Origin of the sequence: Microbispora sp. NPDC046933 (assembly GCF_040644635.1) — a bacterium.
Lineage (GTDB): Bacteria > Actinomycetota > Actinomycetes > Streptosporangiales > Streptosporangiaceae > Microbispora.
In genome coordinates this window covers 150,931-167,335 of record NZ_JBEYWW010000022.1, presented here as the reverse complement: position 1 = coordinate 167,335, position 16,405 = coordinate 150,931, and the positions used below count along the sequence as shown (strand labels likewise).

The window sequence follows — 16,405 nt, the reverse complement described above, 5'->3', positions numbered from 1 at the left end:
TCCTTCTCCGCCGCGATCGCGGGGGCGCCCGCGTCGGTCCCCCCCCGCCCCGGCGGTTCTCGTCAGGCGGTCCTGTCCCATGGCGCCACCGCCGCCACCTCTCTCCACGACGCCGGCATGACCGGCGTGCCGGCGGTCGCCCGTCGAGACGCCGGCGCGCTCGGCGCCCACATCACCGCTCGGCCACCGGTTCGCGGTCCGGCTCGGCGGGCTCGGTTGTGTCGGTTGGCTCGGCGGGCTCGGCGGGCTCGGTGGACTCGGTGGGCTCGGGAGGCACGGTGGGCACGGCCGCCTCCGGGGCGCCTTCGAGCCCGCGCAGCGTGGCACTCGTCGCGGCCAGGACGCAGCACACGGCGAGCGAGCCGCCGATGGCGAGCAGCGCGCCGACGCCACCGGCACGGTCCGCCAGGACACCGCCCAGCAACGGCCCGAGCGGGGCCAGGCCCATGGTCGCCACCCGGAGGAGCGAGGTCAGCCGGCCCATCATCGCGTCCGGGACGAGCGTGGCCACGAGCACGCGCAGGACCACGTTGAGCGCCGGGGCCGCGATCATCGCCAGGATGAGCGGGACCGCGGGCCAGTAGGGGCCGAACGGGAGGGTGGTCGCGCAGACGGCGAGCGCGAACACGCCGACGACCGCCAGCATCAGCTTGCCGGGCGGCAGCAGGGCGCCGATCTTCGCCGACAGGGCGGCTCCGAGCAGACCGCCCAACCCCAGACCCGCGAGAACCATCCCGGTCACCGCGGGGTTCCCGCCGCGGGATCCGACCAGCACGACCACCGGCAGCAGCAGCGCGTTGGCGGCGAGGTTGGCGACCAGGGAGAAGCCCAGCCCCGCCCGCAGCGCGGGCCGGTGCCACAGCCAGCGGGCCGCCTCCGCGATGTCCGCCCGCATCCGGGTCTTGCCGGAGTCCTCGACGTTCTGGGGCCGTCGCGGGACCCTGGCCAGCAGCACGCACACCATCGAGACCACGTAGGTGACCGCGTCCACGGCGAACGGGACGACCCGGCCCAGGCCGAACAGGAACCCGCCGAGCGGCGGCCCCGCGAGGACCGTCGCGTGGCCGCGCGCCTCGTCCTGCGCGTACGCCGTTATGAGCTGGCTCGCGGGAACGACGGCGCGGATCGCCGCGTCGCGGGCGGGCCGGAAGAACGCGTCCGCGGCCCCGTTGGTCACGGACACGGCGACGATGTGCCCCATCGTCACCCGGTCGGCGAGGACCGCCGCCGCGAGGGTGGCCAGAGCCACGGCCCGTACGGCCTCGCTGCACAGCAGGATCCGGCGCCGGTCCCACCGGTCCACCCACACCCCCGCGGGGAGCGAGACGAGGACACCGGTGGTGATGCGGCAGGCGGCGGTGAGCCCGGCCAGCGCGGCGGAGCCGGTGACCGCCAGGATCAGCAGCGGCAGGGCGAGCCCGGTCAGTGAGGAGCCCAGCTCCGACGTCACCGAGCCCAACCACAGGAACTGGAAGCGCATGTTGCGCCGCAGGGGCGGGGGTTCGCTCATGGGCTACCTCTGTAGGCGCCGATGTCGGTGGGAGCATCGGAGGCGGGAGTCCACGCGCCGCCCTGGACCGGTACTTGGGCGGTGGCCGCGACATCGGTGTGGGTCACATCGGTAGGCGCGACACCGGTAGGTGCGACATCGATAGGCGCGACATCGGTAGGCGCGACATCGGTAGGCGCGGCACCGTGCGCGCCCGCCCGCGCCGACGAGGTGGCGGCGACCACCGCGTCGGCGGCAGCGGCGGCGCCGCCGGAGGTGTTCAGGCGCGCGCCGAGCTCGCGCACGCGCTCGTCCAGCCCGCCCGCGTACGCGGTGCCGAGCGCCGGGACGCCGTCGCCCACGGGGCCCGGGGGAAACCCGACCGCCACACCGGCCCGTACGCACGCCTCGGACAGCATCGGCTGCTCTGAGCCGATCGGCGCGACGGCCAGGGGCTTTCCCCGCATGAGCGCGGCCAGGACGGGAGACGAGGTGCCGTTCGTCAGCACCAGGTCCGACAGCTCGATCAGGGGGCCCATCCAGGGTTCGCGCACCACGACGACGTCCGCTCCCGGGGCGGGCCTCGGCTCGCCGGAACGGCCCCGCTCGACCACGGCCTGGAACGGGCTGCCGGTGAACGTCGCGTTCAGCCGGGGCCACATGCTCTCCCCGCCGAACACCCGGCCCAGATGCACGTACACGACGGGTTTGCCGATCCGGCGCACATGCCCGGCCAGCCGGTGCAGCGCGGCCGGGTCGGCGGCAGGCTCCCACGGGCACGGCCCCACGTGGCGCACGCCCTCGGGCAGCTCCGCCCCCGGATGCTCCAGCGCCGGGTCTCCGCGGAGCAGCAGGCCCGACCCGATCAGCGGGAGGTCCCGTCTCCGGTCCCGGCGGGGCGGCAGCCCCGCCTGCTCCCGCGTGAGGTCGTAGAGGCGCAGCAGCTCCACCAGCCGCAGCTCCCGCATGACGGCGCGCCCGTGCCGCTCCCCCTCAGCGCCGCGGGCGTACGTCCACAGGTGCGTCGCGAAGCCCAGCACCACCACCGGCAGGTCGAGCGCCTCGGCGGCGAGGATCGCGCCGTGGCACAGGATCGAGGTGACCAGCGCGTCGGCCCGGACCTCGCGGGCCGCGCGGACCACGGTCCGATACTGGAGGGCGCCGGTCTCGCCCCACCAGGCGGCCGAGAAGGCGCGGACTCCGCCGTACTCGTGCGCGTTCAGCGCGGCGAAGCCCGCCTCGCCCACGACGCCGGCCGCACCGGGCCGGGCGAGGGGGAAGACGGCGTGCCCGCGCCGGCGGAGCTGCCTGCCGACCGCGAGGGCGGGGTAGAGGTAGCCGGCGTCGCTGAGCGGGCACAGGAGGACGTTCACGGCAGACCCACCGGGTCGAGGCCGCAGTGCCGCGCGAGGAAGGCGACGACGTCGGCGAGCAGCGCGAGCCTCACCGACTCGGACCTGGCGCCGTGGCCGACGCCCCGGTCCAGCCGGTGCAGTACGGGGCCCGGACCGGCCGACGCCCACTGCAGCAGGGCGCACATCTTGCGCGAGTGGCCCGGGTCCACCCGGGTGTCGCCGTCGGCGACGGCGAACAGCACCGGCGGGTACGGCAGGCCCTCGCGCACCAGGTGGTAGGGCGAGTAGGCCAGCAGCGCGCGGAACTCCCCGGGGTCGCGCACGCTGCCGTACTCCGCCCGCCAGCTCGGGCCCATGCCCAGCCGCTCGTAGGCGAGCATGTCCAGCAGCGGCGCGACACAGACGACCGCGGCGTACTTGTCAGGATGCTGGGTGAGCGCCGCCGCGGCGAGCAGCCCCCCGTTGGACTCCCCCAGGACGCCGAGGCGGTCGGGGGCGGTCCAGCCCTGCCCGATCAGGAGGTCGGTGGCGGCGTCGAAGTCGTCGAAGACGTTCTGCTTGCGCAGGCCCGTCCCGGCGCGATGCCACTCCTCGCCTTCCTCTCCCCCGCCGCGCAGGCACGCGATCGCGTAGACCCCGCCGGCCCGGACCCAGGCCAGCGCCTGCGGCGTGTAGACGGGAGTCATGGAGATACCGAAACCGCCGTACCCGCTGAGGATCGCCGGGCGCCTGCGGTCCGGCACGCCGTGCGGCGAGAGGACGAACATCCGCACGGTGGTGCCGTCCCTGGACGGGAAGGCGACCTGCGTGGTCGTCACGGAGCCCGGCTCCGGCGACGGGACCGGCGCCGAGGGAAAAGCGGGAGGAACAGCGGGAGGAACAGCGGGGGCAGAAGCCGAGGGAGAAGACGGGACGGACGCCGGGAAGGCACCCGGCGGGAGAGACGGGACGGGCGTCCGCGTCGGAGAGGCCATGGCAGGCACCGCCGGGCACGGCCAAGTCTCCAGCGTCCCCGTACGGGCGTCATAGCGCAGCACCCTCGGCGGCGTGACGTGGTCGTGGTAGCCGAACCACACCTCGTGCCCGCCCTCGGGCCGCGTGGCGAACCGGCCGATGGTGCCCCTGCCCGGCAGCGGCACCTGGGCCAGTTCCCGGCCGTCGGCGAGGTCGTGCAGGGTGATCTCGGACACGGCGTGGCGGGTCCAGGAGACCAGCGCGCGCGGACGCGGCAGCGCCGGGTCGCGCAGCGGCGCGAAGTCCTCCAGCACCGCGTCCGGCCGCTCCGGGATGAGCGTGCGCCACCGTTCCGCGGCGGTGTCGGCGACGGTGCCGGCCACAGCGCCGGCCACAGCGTCGGCGACAGTGGTCACCACGACCCGCCCCCGGGGGGCGTCCAGATCCGTACGCAGCCAGATCGGGTCGCCGGGCGCCGTGCCCGGGGCGATGTGGAGCCTGCTGCGGGCGGGCGTGCCCGTCCGCACGGCGCGCAGCCGGGGCCGGTCGGGGGCGCCGTCCGGGCCGGCCAGGTCGGCCAGCCACAGATCGGTGGCGGGACGGGTGCCGAGGGTCGACGAGACGCTCAGCCAGCGGCCGTCCGGTGTGACGGCGACGGTGTAGAAGCTCGTCTTCTCCCGGCCCTCGCCGAAGACGAGGACGTCGTCGTCCGGGTCGGCGCCCACCCGGTGCAGATAGACGCGCCGGTGGTAGCGCTCCTCCCCCGGATTCAGGCGGGGATGCAGCCGGCGCACGTAGTAGTACGCCCGGCCGCCCGGCAGCCAGGCGACCGGGGTCCGCCGCACCCGGTCTGCGGGGCCGTCGACCACGGCGCCGGTGGCGACGTCGATCACCCGGAGCACGCAGTCCTCCAGGCCGTCGGCGGACACCTGGAAGGCGAGCAGGTCGCCCTCGACGGAGGGATGCCACGCCTCCAGCACCGTTCGCCCGCTGGGGTCGAGGGTGAGCGGGTCCACCAGGGGCCTTACGGTGCCGTGTTCGGCGACCAGCAGCACCGGGTGTTCCGCGCCGGGCTCCCTGTGGGTGAAGAAGACGCGGTCCCCGCGGGGGCGGGGCACCGACGACAGCGGGAACGCGTGCAGGCGGGCCAGCGCCACCTGCCATTTCTCCAGGTGCGGCCACGCGGCCCGCTCGGCGTCGAACAGCGCGTCCTGGGCCGCGGTCCACGCGCGGGTCCGCTCGTCGCCGGAGTCCTCCAGCCACCGGTACGGGTCCGCCACCACGTGGCCGTGGAACACCTCGGTCCGGTCCTCCCGGGCAGCGGCGGGGTACTCGCTCGTGCGGCCCTCGCTCATGCCCGCAGCCGGCCGGTCGCGCTGAGGTGGTCGAGGTGCGCCGCGTCCACCCGATCGCGGAACCGCGCCGCCTCCCGCGTGTCGCCCGCCCGCCCGTACGTGTCCTCGCACGTGATCCATCGGTCCTCGGTCCGCTCGCCGGGCAGGTAGCCGTCGCGGGCCGTGCCCACCCGCAACTCGGGTCTGCCGGCGGTGGTCCAGGAGCTGTACAGCGCGCCGTCGGGGCTGACGACCGCCCCGTACTTGCCGTCCCGATAGGAGCACGCGTTGCAGGGCCGCCGGACGTGGGGACGGGGGACGGTGAAGCCGAGGTCGAGCGCGCGGCGCTGCCAGCGGATGAACCGGTCCGCCAGATCGTCGGAGTACGCCAGCGTGTCCTCGTAGCCGACGCCGGCGTCGCCGACCCGGGCGAAGTGGATGGTGCACCGGGACGGGTCCAGCGCGGCGGCCAGCCGCTCGACCAGCGTGTCGATTCCGGCCACGTTCTGAGGCGAGACGTTGACCCGCAGGTCGCATCTGACCGAGGTGGTCTCCGTCATCGCGGCCATGGCGCCCACGATGGCGTCGAACGTGCCGCCGCCTGTCCTGCGCACCCGGATCCGGTCGTGGTCGGGCCGGTCGCCGTCGAAGGTCACCTGTACGTATCGCAGCCCCAGGTCGGCGAGCTGCCGGGCCAGCCGCGGCGTCAGCAGCGTTCCGTTGGAGACCATGCCCGCGCGGCGCAGCCCGTAGCCGGCGGCGCGTTCGAGCAGCTCAAGGCAGCCTCGCGGGTTCATCAGCGGCTCTCCCCCGAAGATGGTGAGGAGGAGGCCGTCGAGCCCCGACTCCGCCTGCCGCCGCCCCACGAACGTGAGGATCTCGGCGATGACGCCGGAGGTCAGCCTGACCGAGCCGATGCGCGGCGGGCTGGTGCCGCCGCCGCCGTCCTGGTCAAGGTTCTGGAAGCAGTAGGCGCAGCCCAGGTTGCACGCGGTGGCCGTCAGCACGGTCAGGGAGTAGCTGCGGCTGGGCCGTACGGTGAACAGCCCCTGCTCGCGGAGACCGCGCTCGACGTCCGGGCGCAGCGTGCGCGCCGGGGTCAGATGCCCGTCCCCGAGCCGGGCGATGCCGCCCGGCCCCAGGAACCACCAGCCGCGCTCTCCCCGGATCAGCCGCGGGGGCGCCTCGTCCTCACGGTTGCTCGCTTCGATCACCGAATCCTCCAAGCGGGGACGACGAGGATGCCCGGCCCTTCCGGAGGACCGAGCCGACGAGACGTGCCCGGGCGCCGTGGTCGGCGCCGGGGCGTCCGGAGGATGTCCGGCCGCTCCGGCCGGCCCGACCTAGTGGACCTCGATGTTGATCGAGATGCAGAGGGGATTGTCCTCGGACTCCTCGTCGGAGTGCGCGACGACCTCGGGGCCTTCCTCGTCCGTGATCTCCGGCTCGACGCTCGGGTTGTCGTTCGCCTCGGACATGGCTACTCCTCGCCTTCCAGGGGCCGAAGCCGCTCACCAGGGATGACCCCTACGGTAGGAAAGGCCAGTTCGGCGGTGGTATGGCGACGGCATAGCGCCGCCATACCGGCGCCGCGAGCGCGCCGGCGCGCTGAAGGGGTGCCGAAGGAGCCGGAGGAGCCGCACCGGTCGAACGGCCACGGTGGCGAGCCGGCGGGTGTGGATCCGCTCACGCCGTGCTCGCCTCCGGACCGCCCGCGGCGCCGACGCTCACGAGCGGGCGGACAGGGTGAACTCCTTGCGCGGCTCCTCGATGGCCCCCAGCGAGATGATCTCCCGGGGGAAGAACAGCCCGAGCGTCCAGTCCATGAGGATCCGGGTCTTCTTGTTCATGGTCGGCATCCGCGTCAGGTGATAGGTCCGGTGCATCAGCCAGGCGGGGAAGCCGCGAAGCTCCCGGCCGTAGATCTGCGCGACCCCCTTGTAGAGTCCCAGGCTCGCCACCGACCCCGCGTACCTGTGCCGGTACGGCCGCTGGGCCTCCCCGCGCAGCGCCGCAAGCAGGTTGTCCGCCAGCGTCTTGGCCTGCCGTACGGCGTGCTGGGCGTTGGGCGGGCAGAACTCGCCCGGGCGGGTGAGGTCGGGCACGGCGGCGGAGTCGCCCGCGGCGAAGGCGAAGTCGGTGCCGTGCACGCGCAGGTACGGATCGACCCTGATCCTGCCCTTCTTGTCCAGGGGCAGGTCGCCCGCGCCGACCAGCGGGTTCGGCTTGACGCCCGCCGTCCAGACGAGGGTGTCGGCGTCGAACTCCTCGCCGTCGCTCAGCACGATGTGGCAGCTCTCCGCGGACTTCAGCAGCGTGCCCATGCGGATCTCGATGCCCCGCTCACGCAGCTGCGACGCCGTCCACTTGCCCATGTCCGGCCCCACCTCGGGCAGGATGCGGTCGGTGGCCTCCACGAGCACCCAGCGCATGTCCTCGCGGCTGATGCCTTCGAAATACTTGCAGGCGCCGGCCGCCATGTCCTCGAGCTCGGCCAGGGCCTCCACTCCGGCGTAGCCGCCACCGACGAAGACGAAGGTGAGCGCCCTGCGGCGGACCTCGGGGTCCGGGGTGGACGCGGCGATGTCGAGGCGGCCGAGCACGTGGTTGCGCAGGGCGATGGCCTCTTCGATGGTCTTGAAGCCGATGCCGTTCTCGGCCAGGCCGGGCACCGGCAGCAGCCGCGAGATCGAGCCCGGCGCGACGACGAGGTAGTCGTAGTCGATGGTGAGGTCGGGCCCCTCGTGCGGGGTGAACTCCGCCTTGCGGTCGGCCAGCCGCACCTGGGTGACCCGCCCGCTGAGGATCTGGCACCGGGACAGCACCCGTCTGAGCGGGACGACGACGTGCCGCGCCTCGATGTTCCCGGCGGCCGCCTCCGGCAGGAAGGGCTGGTAGGTCATGTAGGAGTCGAGATCCGCAACGGTCACGAGTGCCTCGCCGCGGCGGAGCCTGCGCTGCAGGCGGAGTGCTGTGTACATGCCGACGTATCCGCCGCCGACGATCAGAATCCGTGGGACAGCCATGGCTGTCCCCTACCCCTACTCAAGGAGGAAACGCATCGTCACGGTGGTTCCCCTGGGGCCGGTGGTGACCTGGAGATCGTTGCTCAACATGCGTGCCACCCACAGCCCCATGCCGCTGGTCGCGTTCTCCGGAGGCGGGTCGTGGCCCGGCTCGCCCTCGAAACGCCACTCCCGGCCGTCGTCGTGGACGGCGACCACCAGGGCCGGCCCCTCCCGCCGGACACCCAGCCGCGCCTTGGTCGACCCGTGGGTGACCGCGTTGGTGGCGACCTCGTTGAGCGCGACGAGGAAGTCGCCGATCGCGTCCTCCCGCATGCCGCGACGCAGCGCCTCGGCGGCGGCGAACTCCCGCAGATCGGGCAGATCGGCTAAGGAGAAGGCACGCTCCCTGGCCGCTCTGGTGACGTGCGCGGGAACGCCGTCATCTTTCACCCGGTACACGCCTCCCGCCGGAAATCTGGCCGTCTCAGGATCTATGGGCTGTGGGCAGGACGAAGATACCCCGGGACACCGCCTCGGCACAGACGGTGTCCCGTGCATCGCCGCATCCTCTCATCCCGCGACGAGCTCCGCCCGGAGCTGGTCGAGGGTCTTGCGGAGGATCCGTGAGACGTGCATCTGCGATATGCCGAACTCCGCCGCGATCTCGGCCTGGGTCATGTTGCCGTAGAAGCGCAGCAGGAGGATGTTCTTCTCCCGCTCGGGGAGAAGGTCGATGAGAGGCTTCAGCGCCTCGGTGTCCACCAGGGTGTCGAGCGCGTCGTCCTCTTCGGGGATCACGTCGCCGAGGGCGGCGGCGTCGTCGTCCGCGCCGATCGGCGCGTCGAGGGAGAGGGTGCTGTACGCCGCGGAGGCGTCCATCGTGAGGAGCATGTCCTCCTCGGACAGGCCCATCTTCTTGGCGAGCTCGGCGACGGTGGGGAACCGGCCCAGCTCCTGGGTCATGTCGGCGACGTGCCGGTTGAGCTCGGCCCGGCGCTCCTGGTAGACGCGGGGCACCCGGACGGCCCAGGTGCGGTCCCGGAAGTGCCGCTTGACCTCGCCCGTCATGGTGACCATGGCGTAGCCGCGGAAGCTGTGGCCCAGAGTGGGGTCGAAGCCGTTGATGGCCTTCATGAGGCCGACGTACGCGGCCTGGAGGAGGTCTTCCATCGGCTCGCCGCGGTTGAGATACCGCCGGGCGATGTCCCTCGCCATCGGGCGGTGCATTTCGACGATCTTCTCACGGAGGCGTTCCCGCCGCTCCTCGGACAGTCCGTCCTCGGCCAGCTCGGCCAGGAGCTCTTCGGCGGTCGGATTGCTGGCGGTCTCTACATGGACCTCGGCAGCCATCTGCGCAGTCCCCTCGTATTTTCTCGCGAGGGCGCCTACGCGCTGGGGTGACCACGCAGAAGGCACGCCTCGCTACAGTATCGAGACGAGGCCCTCTGCTGGACCTCTGCTTCAGTATATTGCCCCAAAATCAGGAGTATCACCACCCCTTCGGCACCAGTAATGTTGCCGCAGAGGAGGCGCGAGGTGTCTAACAACGGACTGCTGTCCCTGTCGTCGAGCATGGCGGGGGACATCGTGGTGATCCATGTGAACGGTGTCCTCGACGCCACGACACGTGAGCAGTTCTCCGACTATCTGGACGCGGCGGCGGACGACCACGGCCCCGGCATGATCCTTGACCTGGGCGGCGTCACGTTCATGGACTCCCGGGCGCTGGGCCTGATCGTGCACCACTGGCAGCGCTCGACCACGGCCGGCGGCAACTTCGCGCTGATCTCCGTGCAATACCCGAACTCCAAGGTGATGTGGGTGACCGGCCTGTCGGAGCGGCTGCCCCTGTTCGACACCCTCGACGAGGCCCTGGCCGCGTTCGCCGCCTGAGCCCGCCCGCCGCCGGCCCCTCCCCCGCGCGTACGGCCCGCTCAGGCCGGGGCGGCTCCCCCGTGCTTCTGCTGGTGCTCGGTCACCAGGAGCCTGGCCAGGTCGGCCACCTTGACCTGGTGGTGCTGCGACACCCGCCTGAGCTCCTCGAACGCCTCCTCGGCCGAGCAGCCGCTCTTCGACATGATGATGCCCTTGGCCTGGTCGATCACCGACCGGCCCGCCAGGGCCTCCTGCATCTGCGCCGCGCCGGTCAGGACGTCGTCGAACTCCCAGATGTTGGCCAGCGCCACGGTGACCTGCTCGCGCAGCAGGGCCATGAGCGGGCCGCCGGAGGTGAACACGCCGGGGCGCACGCCGTACAGGCCGATGATCACGACGGCGCCTTCCACGGCGATCGGCACGACGAGGACCGAGCGCACCCCGTGCCGCACGGCCGTGGCGGCGTAGCGGGACCAGCGCGACTCGCGCATCACGTCGGGGATCGTCACCGGGCGCCCGGTGGACAGCGCCTCCCGCGACGGGCCCTCGCGTAGGTCGCGCTCGCGGTCGATCAGCACGGTGAGCTCGCTGTGGGAGGCGGCCAGCAGCACGCGCTCCTCCATCCACAGTTCGGCCGTGCCGCCGGCGCAGCCGGGCACGCCTCGCGCCACCGCCTCCGTGATGCCGCGCAGGACGCTCTCGGCCGACGTGCCCTCCGTCACACGGCCGAGCGCCGCGAGGTCACGCGCGAGGATGGATGTCGTCTCCATGGTAGAAAGACCATTCCCATAGTTTCCGGGTTAATCCAGGCTGGATCGATTAGGCCCGGGGTTTGGCGTAGCGTCTACGTCGAGAGAGGGGGGCAGCTTGCCCGACACCGCCGAGCTTGAGCGCGCGTTGAGCGGGCTCGCCGACCGCATCGCCAGCCTACGGGACGATCCCGATCCGGGTGCGATGCTACGGGAGCTGGACGCCGCCGAGGAACTGGTCCGCAAGGCGCTGAGCGAGCTGGCGCGCAGCCGCAGGCGCAGGGACGGCGGCAGTCAGCGCGAGCAGAAGCTGCTGCGCCAGGTGTTCCGCGCGCTGCCGATCCCCGTGATCATCATGGACACCGGCGGCACGGTGCGCCGGATCAACAACGAGACCACCCGCCTGCTCGGCAGCCCCGCCGGCTACCTCATCGGCCGCGCCTTCCCGCTGCTCGTCGACGTGACCGCCCGCGCCGCGTTCCGGCAGCGTTTCGCCGCCGTCCTCCACGGCGACGACAGCGCCTCGTTCCAGACCCGGCTGGCCCACCAGGGCCGCGCCCACACCGTACGGCTGGTGCTGAGCCGCCTGCGCATGCCGGGCGAGCCGCAGGAGATGATCGCCGGGGTCGTGCTGCCCACCGAGGTCCAGCTGCCCGAGCCGGCCGTGCAGGCGGGCGTGCCCGACGACGCGGCGGTCCTGGCGGCGGCCAGGCGGCACGAGCTGCTGTCGCGGCTGACCGGGCTGCTGCTGGACGAGGAGAGCCTGCGCGAGCCCGTCGCCCTGCTGCGGGCGGCCCGCCTGCTGGCCGGGGAGACGGCCGACTGGGTGATCGCGGACGTCACCAGGGACGGCGAACTGGTCCGGTCGGTCGTCGTCGGGCCGAGCGACCAGCCGGTCGGGCGGCTGCAGCGGACGGTCGAGGAGGCCCCGCCCGCGCTGGCTCCGGTCGTGGAGCAGGTGATGGCGACGCAGAGCGGCGTCGTCCACGAGATGCTGACCGACGACTCGGTGCTCGGCGGCGACGTGCTCCAGGCGATGCGCGCGGGCTCGCTGCTCAGCGTGCCGATCCGCACGGACGACGAGGCGCGCGGCGTGCTCACGCTGGTGCGGCTGCGCGACCGGCCGCCGTTCGGCCTGGCCGACCTGGGCCTGATGGAGGAGATCGGCCTGCACCTCGGCCTGGCGATGCGGGCCCAGCAGGGGTTCCAGCGCCGGGCGCAGGCCGCCGACACCCTGCAGACCGGCGTGCTCCCCCGCACGCTCCCCGACATCCCCGGTTTCGAGATCGCCGCCGCCTACCACCCCGGCTCCGGCATGCGCGCCATCGGCGGCGAGTTCTACGACGTGTTCCCCGTCAAGAACGGGTGGGGCTTCGTGATCGGCAGCGCGGCGGGACGCGGCGAGGAGGCGGCGTCCGTCACCGCCATGGTCCGCAACGGCCTGCGCGTGCTGAGCGTGTGGGAGGACGACCCGGGGCAGGCCCTGCGCAAGGTCAGCGACGCCCTCGTCGCGCAGAACACGGGCCTGTTCGTGATGGCCGCCGCCGGCTTCGTGCGGGGCCGCAAGGTGCGGCTCGCCTCCGCGGGTCACCACCCCGCCGCGCTGATCCAGCCGGGCGGCGGTGTCCGGTTCTCCGAGGGCGGCGGCGTCCCGCTGGGCTTCGAGGAGGGCTCGGTCCCCGCGACGGAGGAGCTCACCCTGTCGGCCGGGGAGGCGCTCGTGCTGTACAGCGACGGCCTGGTGGGCTCCCAGAGCCCCGCCGGGGACAACTACGGCGAGCAGCGGCTCACCGAGGCCCTCGCCCGCTGCGCCGGACAGCCCCCGAGCGCGGTCGTCAAGGCCATCGAGGAGGACCACCGGGCCTTCTGCGGCAGCCACGCGGTCGACGAGATCACCGTCCTCACGCTGCGCCGATCCCGCTGACCAGGAGTGCGCATGATTTTTCCCGATTAGGCGTTTAGCGGGAATCAGAGTAAGGTAAACATCATCTACACCGATCGTGCCTAGGACGCAGGCACACCCTTTCAGACGCCTTCCTGTCTTGAGGTGTGCCATGGATATCGCGATCGTCTCCGCGCACGAGCTGACTCCCGACACTCCCGCCATCGCCCGCGAGCTGGGGCGGGGCCACCGGGTGACCGTCTACACCCGGTCGATGGTCACGGGTGACGGCGTCGAGCACGTGCCCGCAGGACCCGACGTGGAGCTGTCGGAAAGCGACCTCCTCCCCTACATCTCGGACTTCAGCGACGGCCTGCGGCGCCGGTGGCGGGAGCATCGCCCGGACATCATCCACGCCTACTCGTGGTCCAGCGGCCTGGCCGCCATCGCCGGGTCCGAGGGCCTGGGCGTGCCCGTCACGCAGACCTTCCACAGTCACTACGACGACAGCCGGAGCACCGCGCCGGTGCGGCGGCTGGAGTGCGCGATCGGCCGCCGGGCCAGGGCGGTCATCGCCGCCTGCGCCGACGAGGAGTCGGAACTGATCCGGATGGGCGTTCCCCGCCGCAACATCTCGGTCGTCCCGCACGGCGTGGACATCGAGCGCTTCCGCCGCCAGGGCCCCGCCTTCCCGCGGGGCGAGCGGCCCCGCCTCCTGCACGTGGGGCACGTGGGCGCCGACTGCGCCGTGCACGCGCTGCGGGCGGTCCCGGACGCCGAGCTCGTGATCGCCGGCGGCGACGACCAGAGCGTCGAGCGGCTGCGCGCCCTCGCCGGGGAGCACGGCGTGGCGGACCGCGTGGAGGTGCTGGGCATGGTCCCGCACACCGCCATGCCCAAGCTCATGCGCAGCGCCGACCTGGTGCTGTCGCTGCCGCCGACCGTTCCCACGGGCACGGCGGCGCTGGAGGCCATGGCCTGCGGCATCCCGGTCATCGCCTCGGCCGCCGGGGCGCACCTCGACTCGGTGGTGGACGGCGTGACCGGATTCCTGACCCGGCCCGACCGCCCGCTGGAGATCGCCCACCGGATCCGCCGCCTGCTCGGCGACGCCACCCTGCGCACGGCCATCGGCTACGCGGCCGCCGACCGGGCCCGTTCCCGCTATTCGGTCGAGCGAATCAGCATGGAACTGCTTCGCGTATACGAGAAGACGTGCGCGTAAAGGCAAGAGATATTACCGGATTTGGGCCGTTATCTGAGTGAATTCATGTGATTAACTCGGCTCATGTCACTTCATGGGCCTGGTTTAGCGGTGGGGGGGGGGGGGGGGGGGCTGCCCCCCCCCCCCCCCCCACCGCCTGTTCGAGCGGGGACTCCACGAAGGTGTTCAACGCCGGGGCCGAGTCCACCGCCCAGAAGTCCGCGTCCTCCCCCGGTTCGCCCGGCGACCAGCCGGGAAACGCGAACGCGGCAGGGCTGGGCGCGACACAGACCGCCACCGCGGCCGCCGCGCCGACCGGCCAGGACGCCAACGGCCGGAAGGGCGACGAGACCGCGGAAAAGACTTCGGAGAAAACCGCGGAGAAGATCGGCGACGTCCCGGCGGGCCCGTCGCCGCGCCCCTCCCCCAGCCTTTCACCCGTTCCTTCCCCCCTCCTCTCGTCCGGCACGGGGGCGACGTCCGCACCCACCGAGACCGAGCCGCCGATGCGGCTCGCGGGGCCGGTGCGCTCGGCGGACGGGCCGCGCGTGGTGGACGTCATCCAGCCGGAGGACGTAGCCGGGGAAGGCCGCGCGCCCGCCCGGGCGATCCCCGGAGGCGGGCACGGGGCCGCGCCGGAGTCCTCCCCGCCGTCGCGGACGCCGTCCCGTACCCCGCCGTCCCGTACCCCGTCGCCCCGCTCGTCCGGCGCCTCCGCGAGTGGGTGGGGCAGCCCGGCCCTGGCCGAGGACTTCGGCGGGGAGGCGCTGCGCCTCACCGGGGGCGGCGACGGCGTGGACCTGTCCGGGACGTCGGTCCAGCGGTACGGCCGCTGGGAGGTCCGCCTGCGGGCCGGGGAGGGCGCGCTTCCCGTCGTGCTGCTGCGGTCCGCCCGGTCGGAGGTCTCCCGATACGGAGACTCACGGCGCGACGGCTCCCGATACGGAGACTCACGGCGCGACGGCTCCCAATACGACGGCTCCCGATACGACGAATCGTGGTACGACGACGTCGAGTTCGCCGGCCCGCAGGACGACGTCCCGCAGTCGCATGGAGCGGAGACGGACGGCGCGGGGGCGGAGGACGCGGCGATCGGCGTGGCGGAGGTCGCGGGCGGGCGGCGCACGGAGCTCTCCGTCCGGCAGGGCCGGGAAGTGGCCCGGGCCGAGATGGCGGCCGACTTCACCCAGTGGCACACGGTCACCGTCGACTGGCTGCCCGGCCGGGTGACCTTCTGGCTGGACGGCAGGCAGGTGTGGAACTACACCGGCCCGTACGTCCCCCGGTCCCAGGAGATGGGCCTGGTGCTGCGCAACGACGCCTCCGGCGGCACCGTGGACGTCGACTGGGTGCGGATCTACCGGGCTCCGGAGCGGTAACCTTTCCGGATGATCTCGGATGCGTGACGGAGACGCGGGGCGGGTGTGAGCGAACTGCACGGCACGGCCGGGGAACCCACGGCGGATTCCGGGGCGGACCCCACCACTGACCCCATCGCGGAGGCGGTGCGGGCGGGCGACGAGGCCGTGTTCGGCGAGCTCGCCGCGCGTCACCGGCACGAGCTGCGGGTGCACTGCTACCGGATGCTCGGGTCGTTCACCGACGCGGAGGACCTGGTGCAGGAGACGCTGCTGCGGGCCTGGCGCGCGCGGGAGAGCTTCGAGGGACGCTCCACGTTCCGGGCGTGGCTGTACCGGATCGCCACGAACGCCTGCCTGGACGCGCTGTCCGGCCCGGCCCGCGCCCGCGAGGTGGTGGCGGCGGACGCCTCGCAGAGCCCGGGGCGTCCGGCCCCGGCCGACGTCCCCTGGCTGCAGCCCTATCCGGACGAACTGCTCGACCTGGCGGCGCCGGACGAGGGCGGGCCGGACGCGGTGGCCATCGCCCGGGAGACCGTCGAGCTGGCGTTCCTGGCGGCGATCCAGCACCTGCCGCCCCGGCAGCGGGCCGTGCTCATCCTGCGCGACGTGGCCGGCTGGCCGGTGGCCGAGACCGCCGAGGCGCTGGAGATGAGCGTCGCCTCGGTCAAGAGCGCGTTGCAGCGCGCCCGCGCGACGCTGCGCGAGCGGCTGCCCAGGCGGCGGGGGGACTGGGCCGCGGCCACCCGGCCCAGCCGGGACGAGCTCGACCTGCTGGAACGCTACGTCACCGCCTCCAGGAACGCCGACCTGGGGGCGCTGGCGGCGCTGCTGCGCGAGGACGTCCTGCAGTCCATGCCGCCCGCCGCCCTGGTGTTCGACGGGCGGACGGCCGTGCTCGACATGTGGCGTCCGGTCCTGGAGGGCGAGGAGCGCTGGGGCGAGTGGCACTGCGTCCCGCTCGCGGTGAACCGGCAGCCCGCGGTGGCGAACTACGTACGGCGGCCCGGCGAGACCTCCTACACCGCGGTCAACATCGACGTCCTGTGCGCCGAGGACGGCCTCGTCACGGAGATCACCACCTTCGGCCCCGAGCTGCTTCCCCTGCTCGGCCTGCCGCTCTCCGTCGCCCCTTCCGCCGTCGAACAGGCCGTTACCGGATCGTGATCCGGGATGCTCGTGCGGACCGATTCCTTC

At 73.1% G+C, this 16,405-nt stretch carries 14 protein-coding genes; 5 read left to right on the top strand and 9 right to left on the bottom strand.

Translation table 11 applies throughout. The features are described from left to right. Positions 1-172: 172 nt before the first annotated feature. From ABZ857_RS27690 to ABZ857_RS27655, 8 genes are all read right to left on the bottom strand, one after another. On the bottom strand, positions 173-1,510 hold the full coding sequence (locus ABZ857_RS27690) for an MFS transporter (RefSeq protein WP_357047925.1): 1,338 nt from the start codon (positions 1,508-1,510) through the stop codon (positions 173-175). Next, the gene (locus ABZ857_RS27685) at positions 1,507-2,862 is read right to left on the bottom strand and encodes a hypothetical protein (protein WP_357047922.1); all 1,356 of its coding nucleotides are present in this window, start codon (positions 2,860-2,862) and stop codon (positions 1,507-1,509) included. Before ABZ857_RS27685 ends, ABZ857_RS27690 begins: the two co-directional genes overlap by 4 nt. Further along, positions 2,859-5,153, bottom strand: a complete 2,295-nt coding sequence (locus ABZ857_RS27680; protein ID WP_357047919.1) for a prolyl oligopeptidase family serine peptidase — start codon at positions 5,151-5,153, stop codon at positions 2,859-2,861. The genes ABZ857_RS27685 and ABZ857_RS27680 overlap by 4 nt, the downstream gene beginning before the upstream one ends. Continuing rightward, entirely contained in the window at positions 5,150-6,346 is a 1,197-nt protein-coding gene (locus ABZ857_RS27675; protein ID WP_357047916.1) for a radical SAM protein, read from the bottom strand. Before ABZ857_RS27675 ends, ABZ857_RS27680 begins: the two co-directional genes overlap by 4 nt. Before the next feature lie 129 nt (positions 6,347-6,475). Further along, positions 6,476-6,610: a hypothetical protein gene (locus ABZ857_RS27670; protein WP_357047913.1), complete on the bottom strand. Its 135-nt coding sequence runs from the start codon at positions 6,608-6,610 to the stop codon at positions 6,476-6,478. A 249-nt stretch (positions 6,611-6,859) separates the two neighbouring features. Then, complete coding sequence (locus ABZ857_RS27665; protein ID WP_357047910.1) at positions 6,860-8,158, bottom strand: NAD(P)/FAD-dependent oxidoreductase; 1,299 nt, start codon at positions 8,156-8,158, stop codon at positions 6,860-6,862. A 15-nt stretch (positions 8,159-8,173) separates the two neighbouring features. Then, positions 8,174-8,590: an ATP-binding protein gene (locus ABZ857_RS27660; protein WP_357047907.1), complete on the bottom strand. Its 417-nt coding sequence runs from the start codon at positions 8,588-8,590 to the stop codon at positions 8,174-8,176. A gap of 120 nt (positions 8,591-8,710) precedes the next feature. Next, the gene (locus tag ABZ857_RS27655; RefSeq protein WP_357047904.1) at positions 8,711-9,490 is read right to left on the bottom strand and encodes a SigB/SigF/SigG family RNA polymerase sigma factor; all 780 of its coding nucleotides are present in this window, start codon (positions 9,488-9,490) and stop codon (positions 8,711-8,713) included. A 186-nt stretch (positions 9,491-9,676) separates the two neighbouring features. Here ABZ857_RS27655 and ABZ857_RS27650 point away from each other — a divergent pair, with 186 nt between their 5' ends. Then, a complete protein-coding gene (locus ABZ857_RS27650) occupies positions 9,677-10,033 on the top strand; it encodes an STAS domain-containing protein (RefSeq protein ID WP_357047901.1) in 357 nt (118 codons plus the stop codon). Between the two features lie 41 nt (positions 10,034-10,074). Here ABZ857_RS27650 and ABZ857_RS27645 read toward each other — a convergent pair whose 3' ends face one another. Then, positions 10,075-10,785 (bottom strand): GAF and ANTAR domain-containing protein, encoded by a 711-nt coding sequence (locus ABZ857_RS27645; RefSeq protein ID WP_357047898.1) that lies wholly within the window; start codon positions 10,783-10,785, stop codon positions 10,075-10,077. Positions 10,786-10,882: 97 nt separating this feature from the next. On the opposite strand from ABZ857_RS27645, the gene ABZ857_RS27640 reads away from it, so the two are divergent. From ABZ857_RS27640 to ABZ857_RS27625, 4 genes are all read left to right on the top strand, one after another. Then, positions 10,883-12,688: a SpoIIE family protein phosphatase gene (locus ABZ857_RS27640; RefSeq protein ID WP_357047895.1), complete on the top strand. Its 1,806-nt coding sequence runs from the start codon at positions 10,883-10,885 to the stop codon at positions 12,686-12,688. 130 nt (positions 12,689-12,818) lie between these two features. Then, entirely contained in the window at positions 12,819-13,871 is a 1,053-nt protein-coding gene (locus tag ABZ857_RS27635; protein WP_357047892.1) for a glycosyltransferase, read from the top strand. A 161-nt stretch (positions 13,872-14,032) separates the two neighbouring features. Then, positions 14,033-15,229: a hypothetical protein gene (locus ABZ857_RS27630; protein WP_357047889.1), complete on the top strand. Its 1,197-nt coding sequence runs from the start codon at positions 14,033-14,035 to the stop codon at positions 15,227-15,229. Positions 15,230-15,274: 45 nt separating this feature from the next. Then, the gene (locus ABZ857_RS27625; protein WP_357047886.1) at positions 15,275-16,375 is read left to right on the top strand and encodes an RNA polymerase subunit sigma-70; all 1,101 of its coding nucleotides are present in this window, start codon (positions 15,275-15,277) and stop codon (positions 16,373-16,375) included. Positions 16,376-16,405 lie beyond the last annotated feature (30 nt).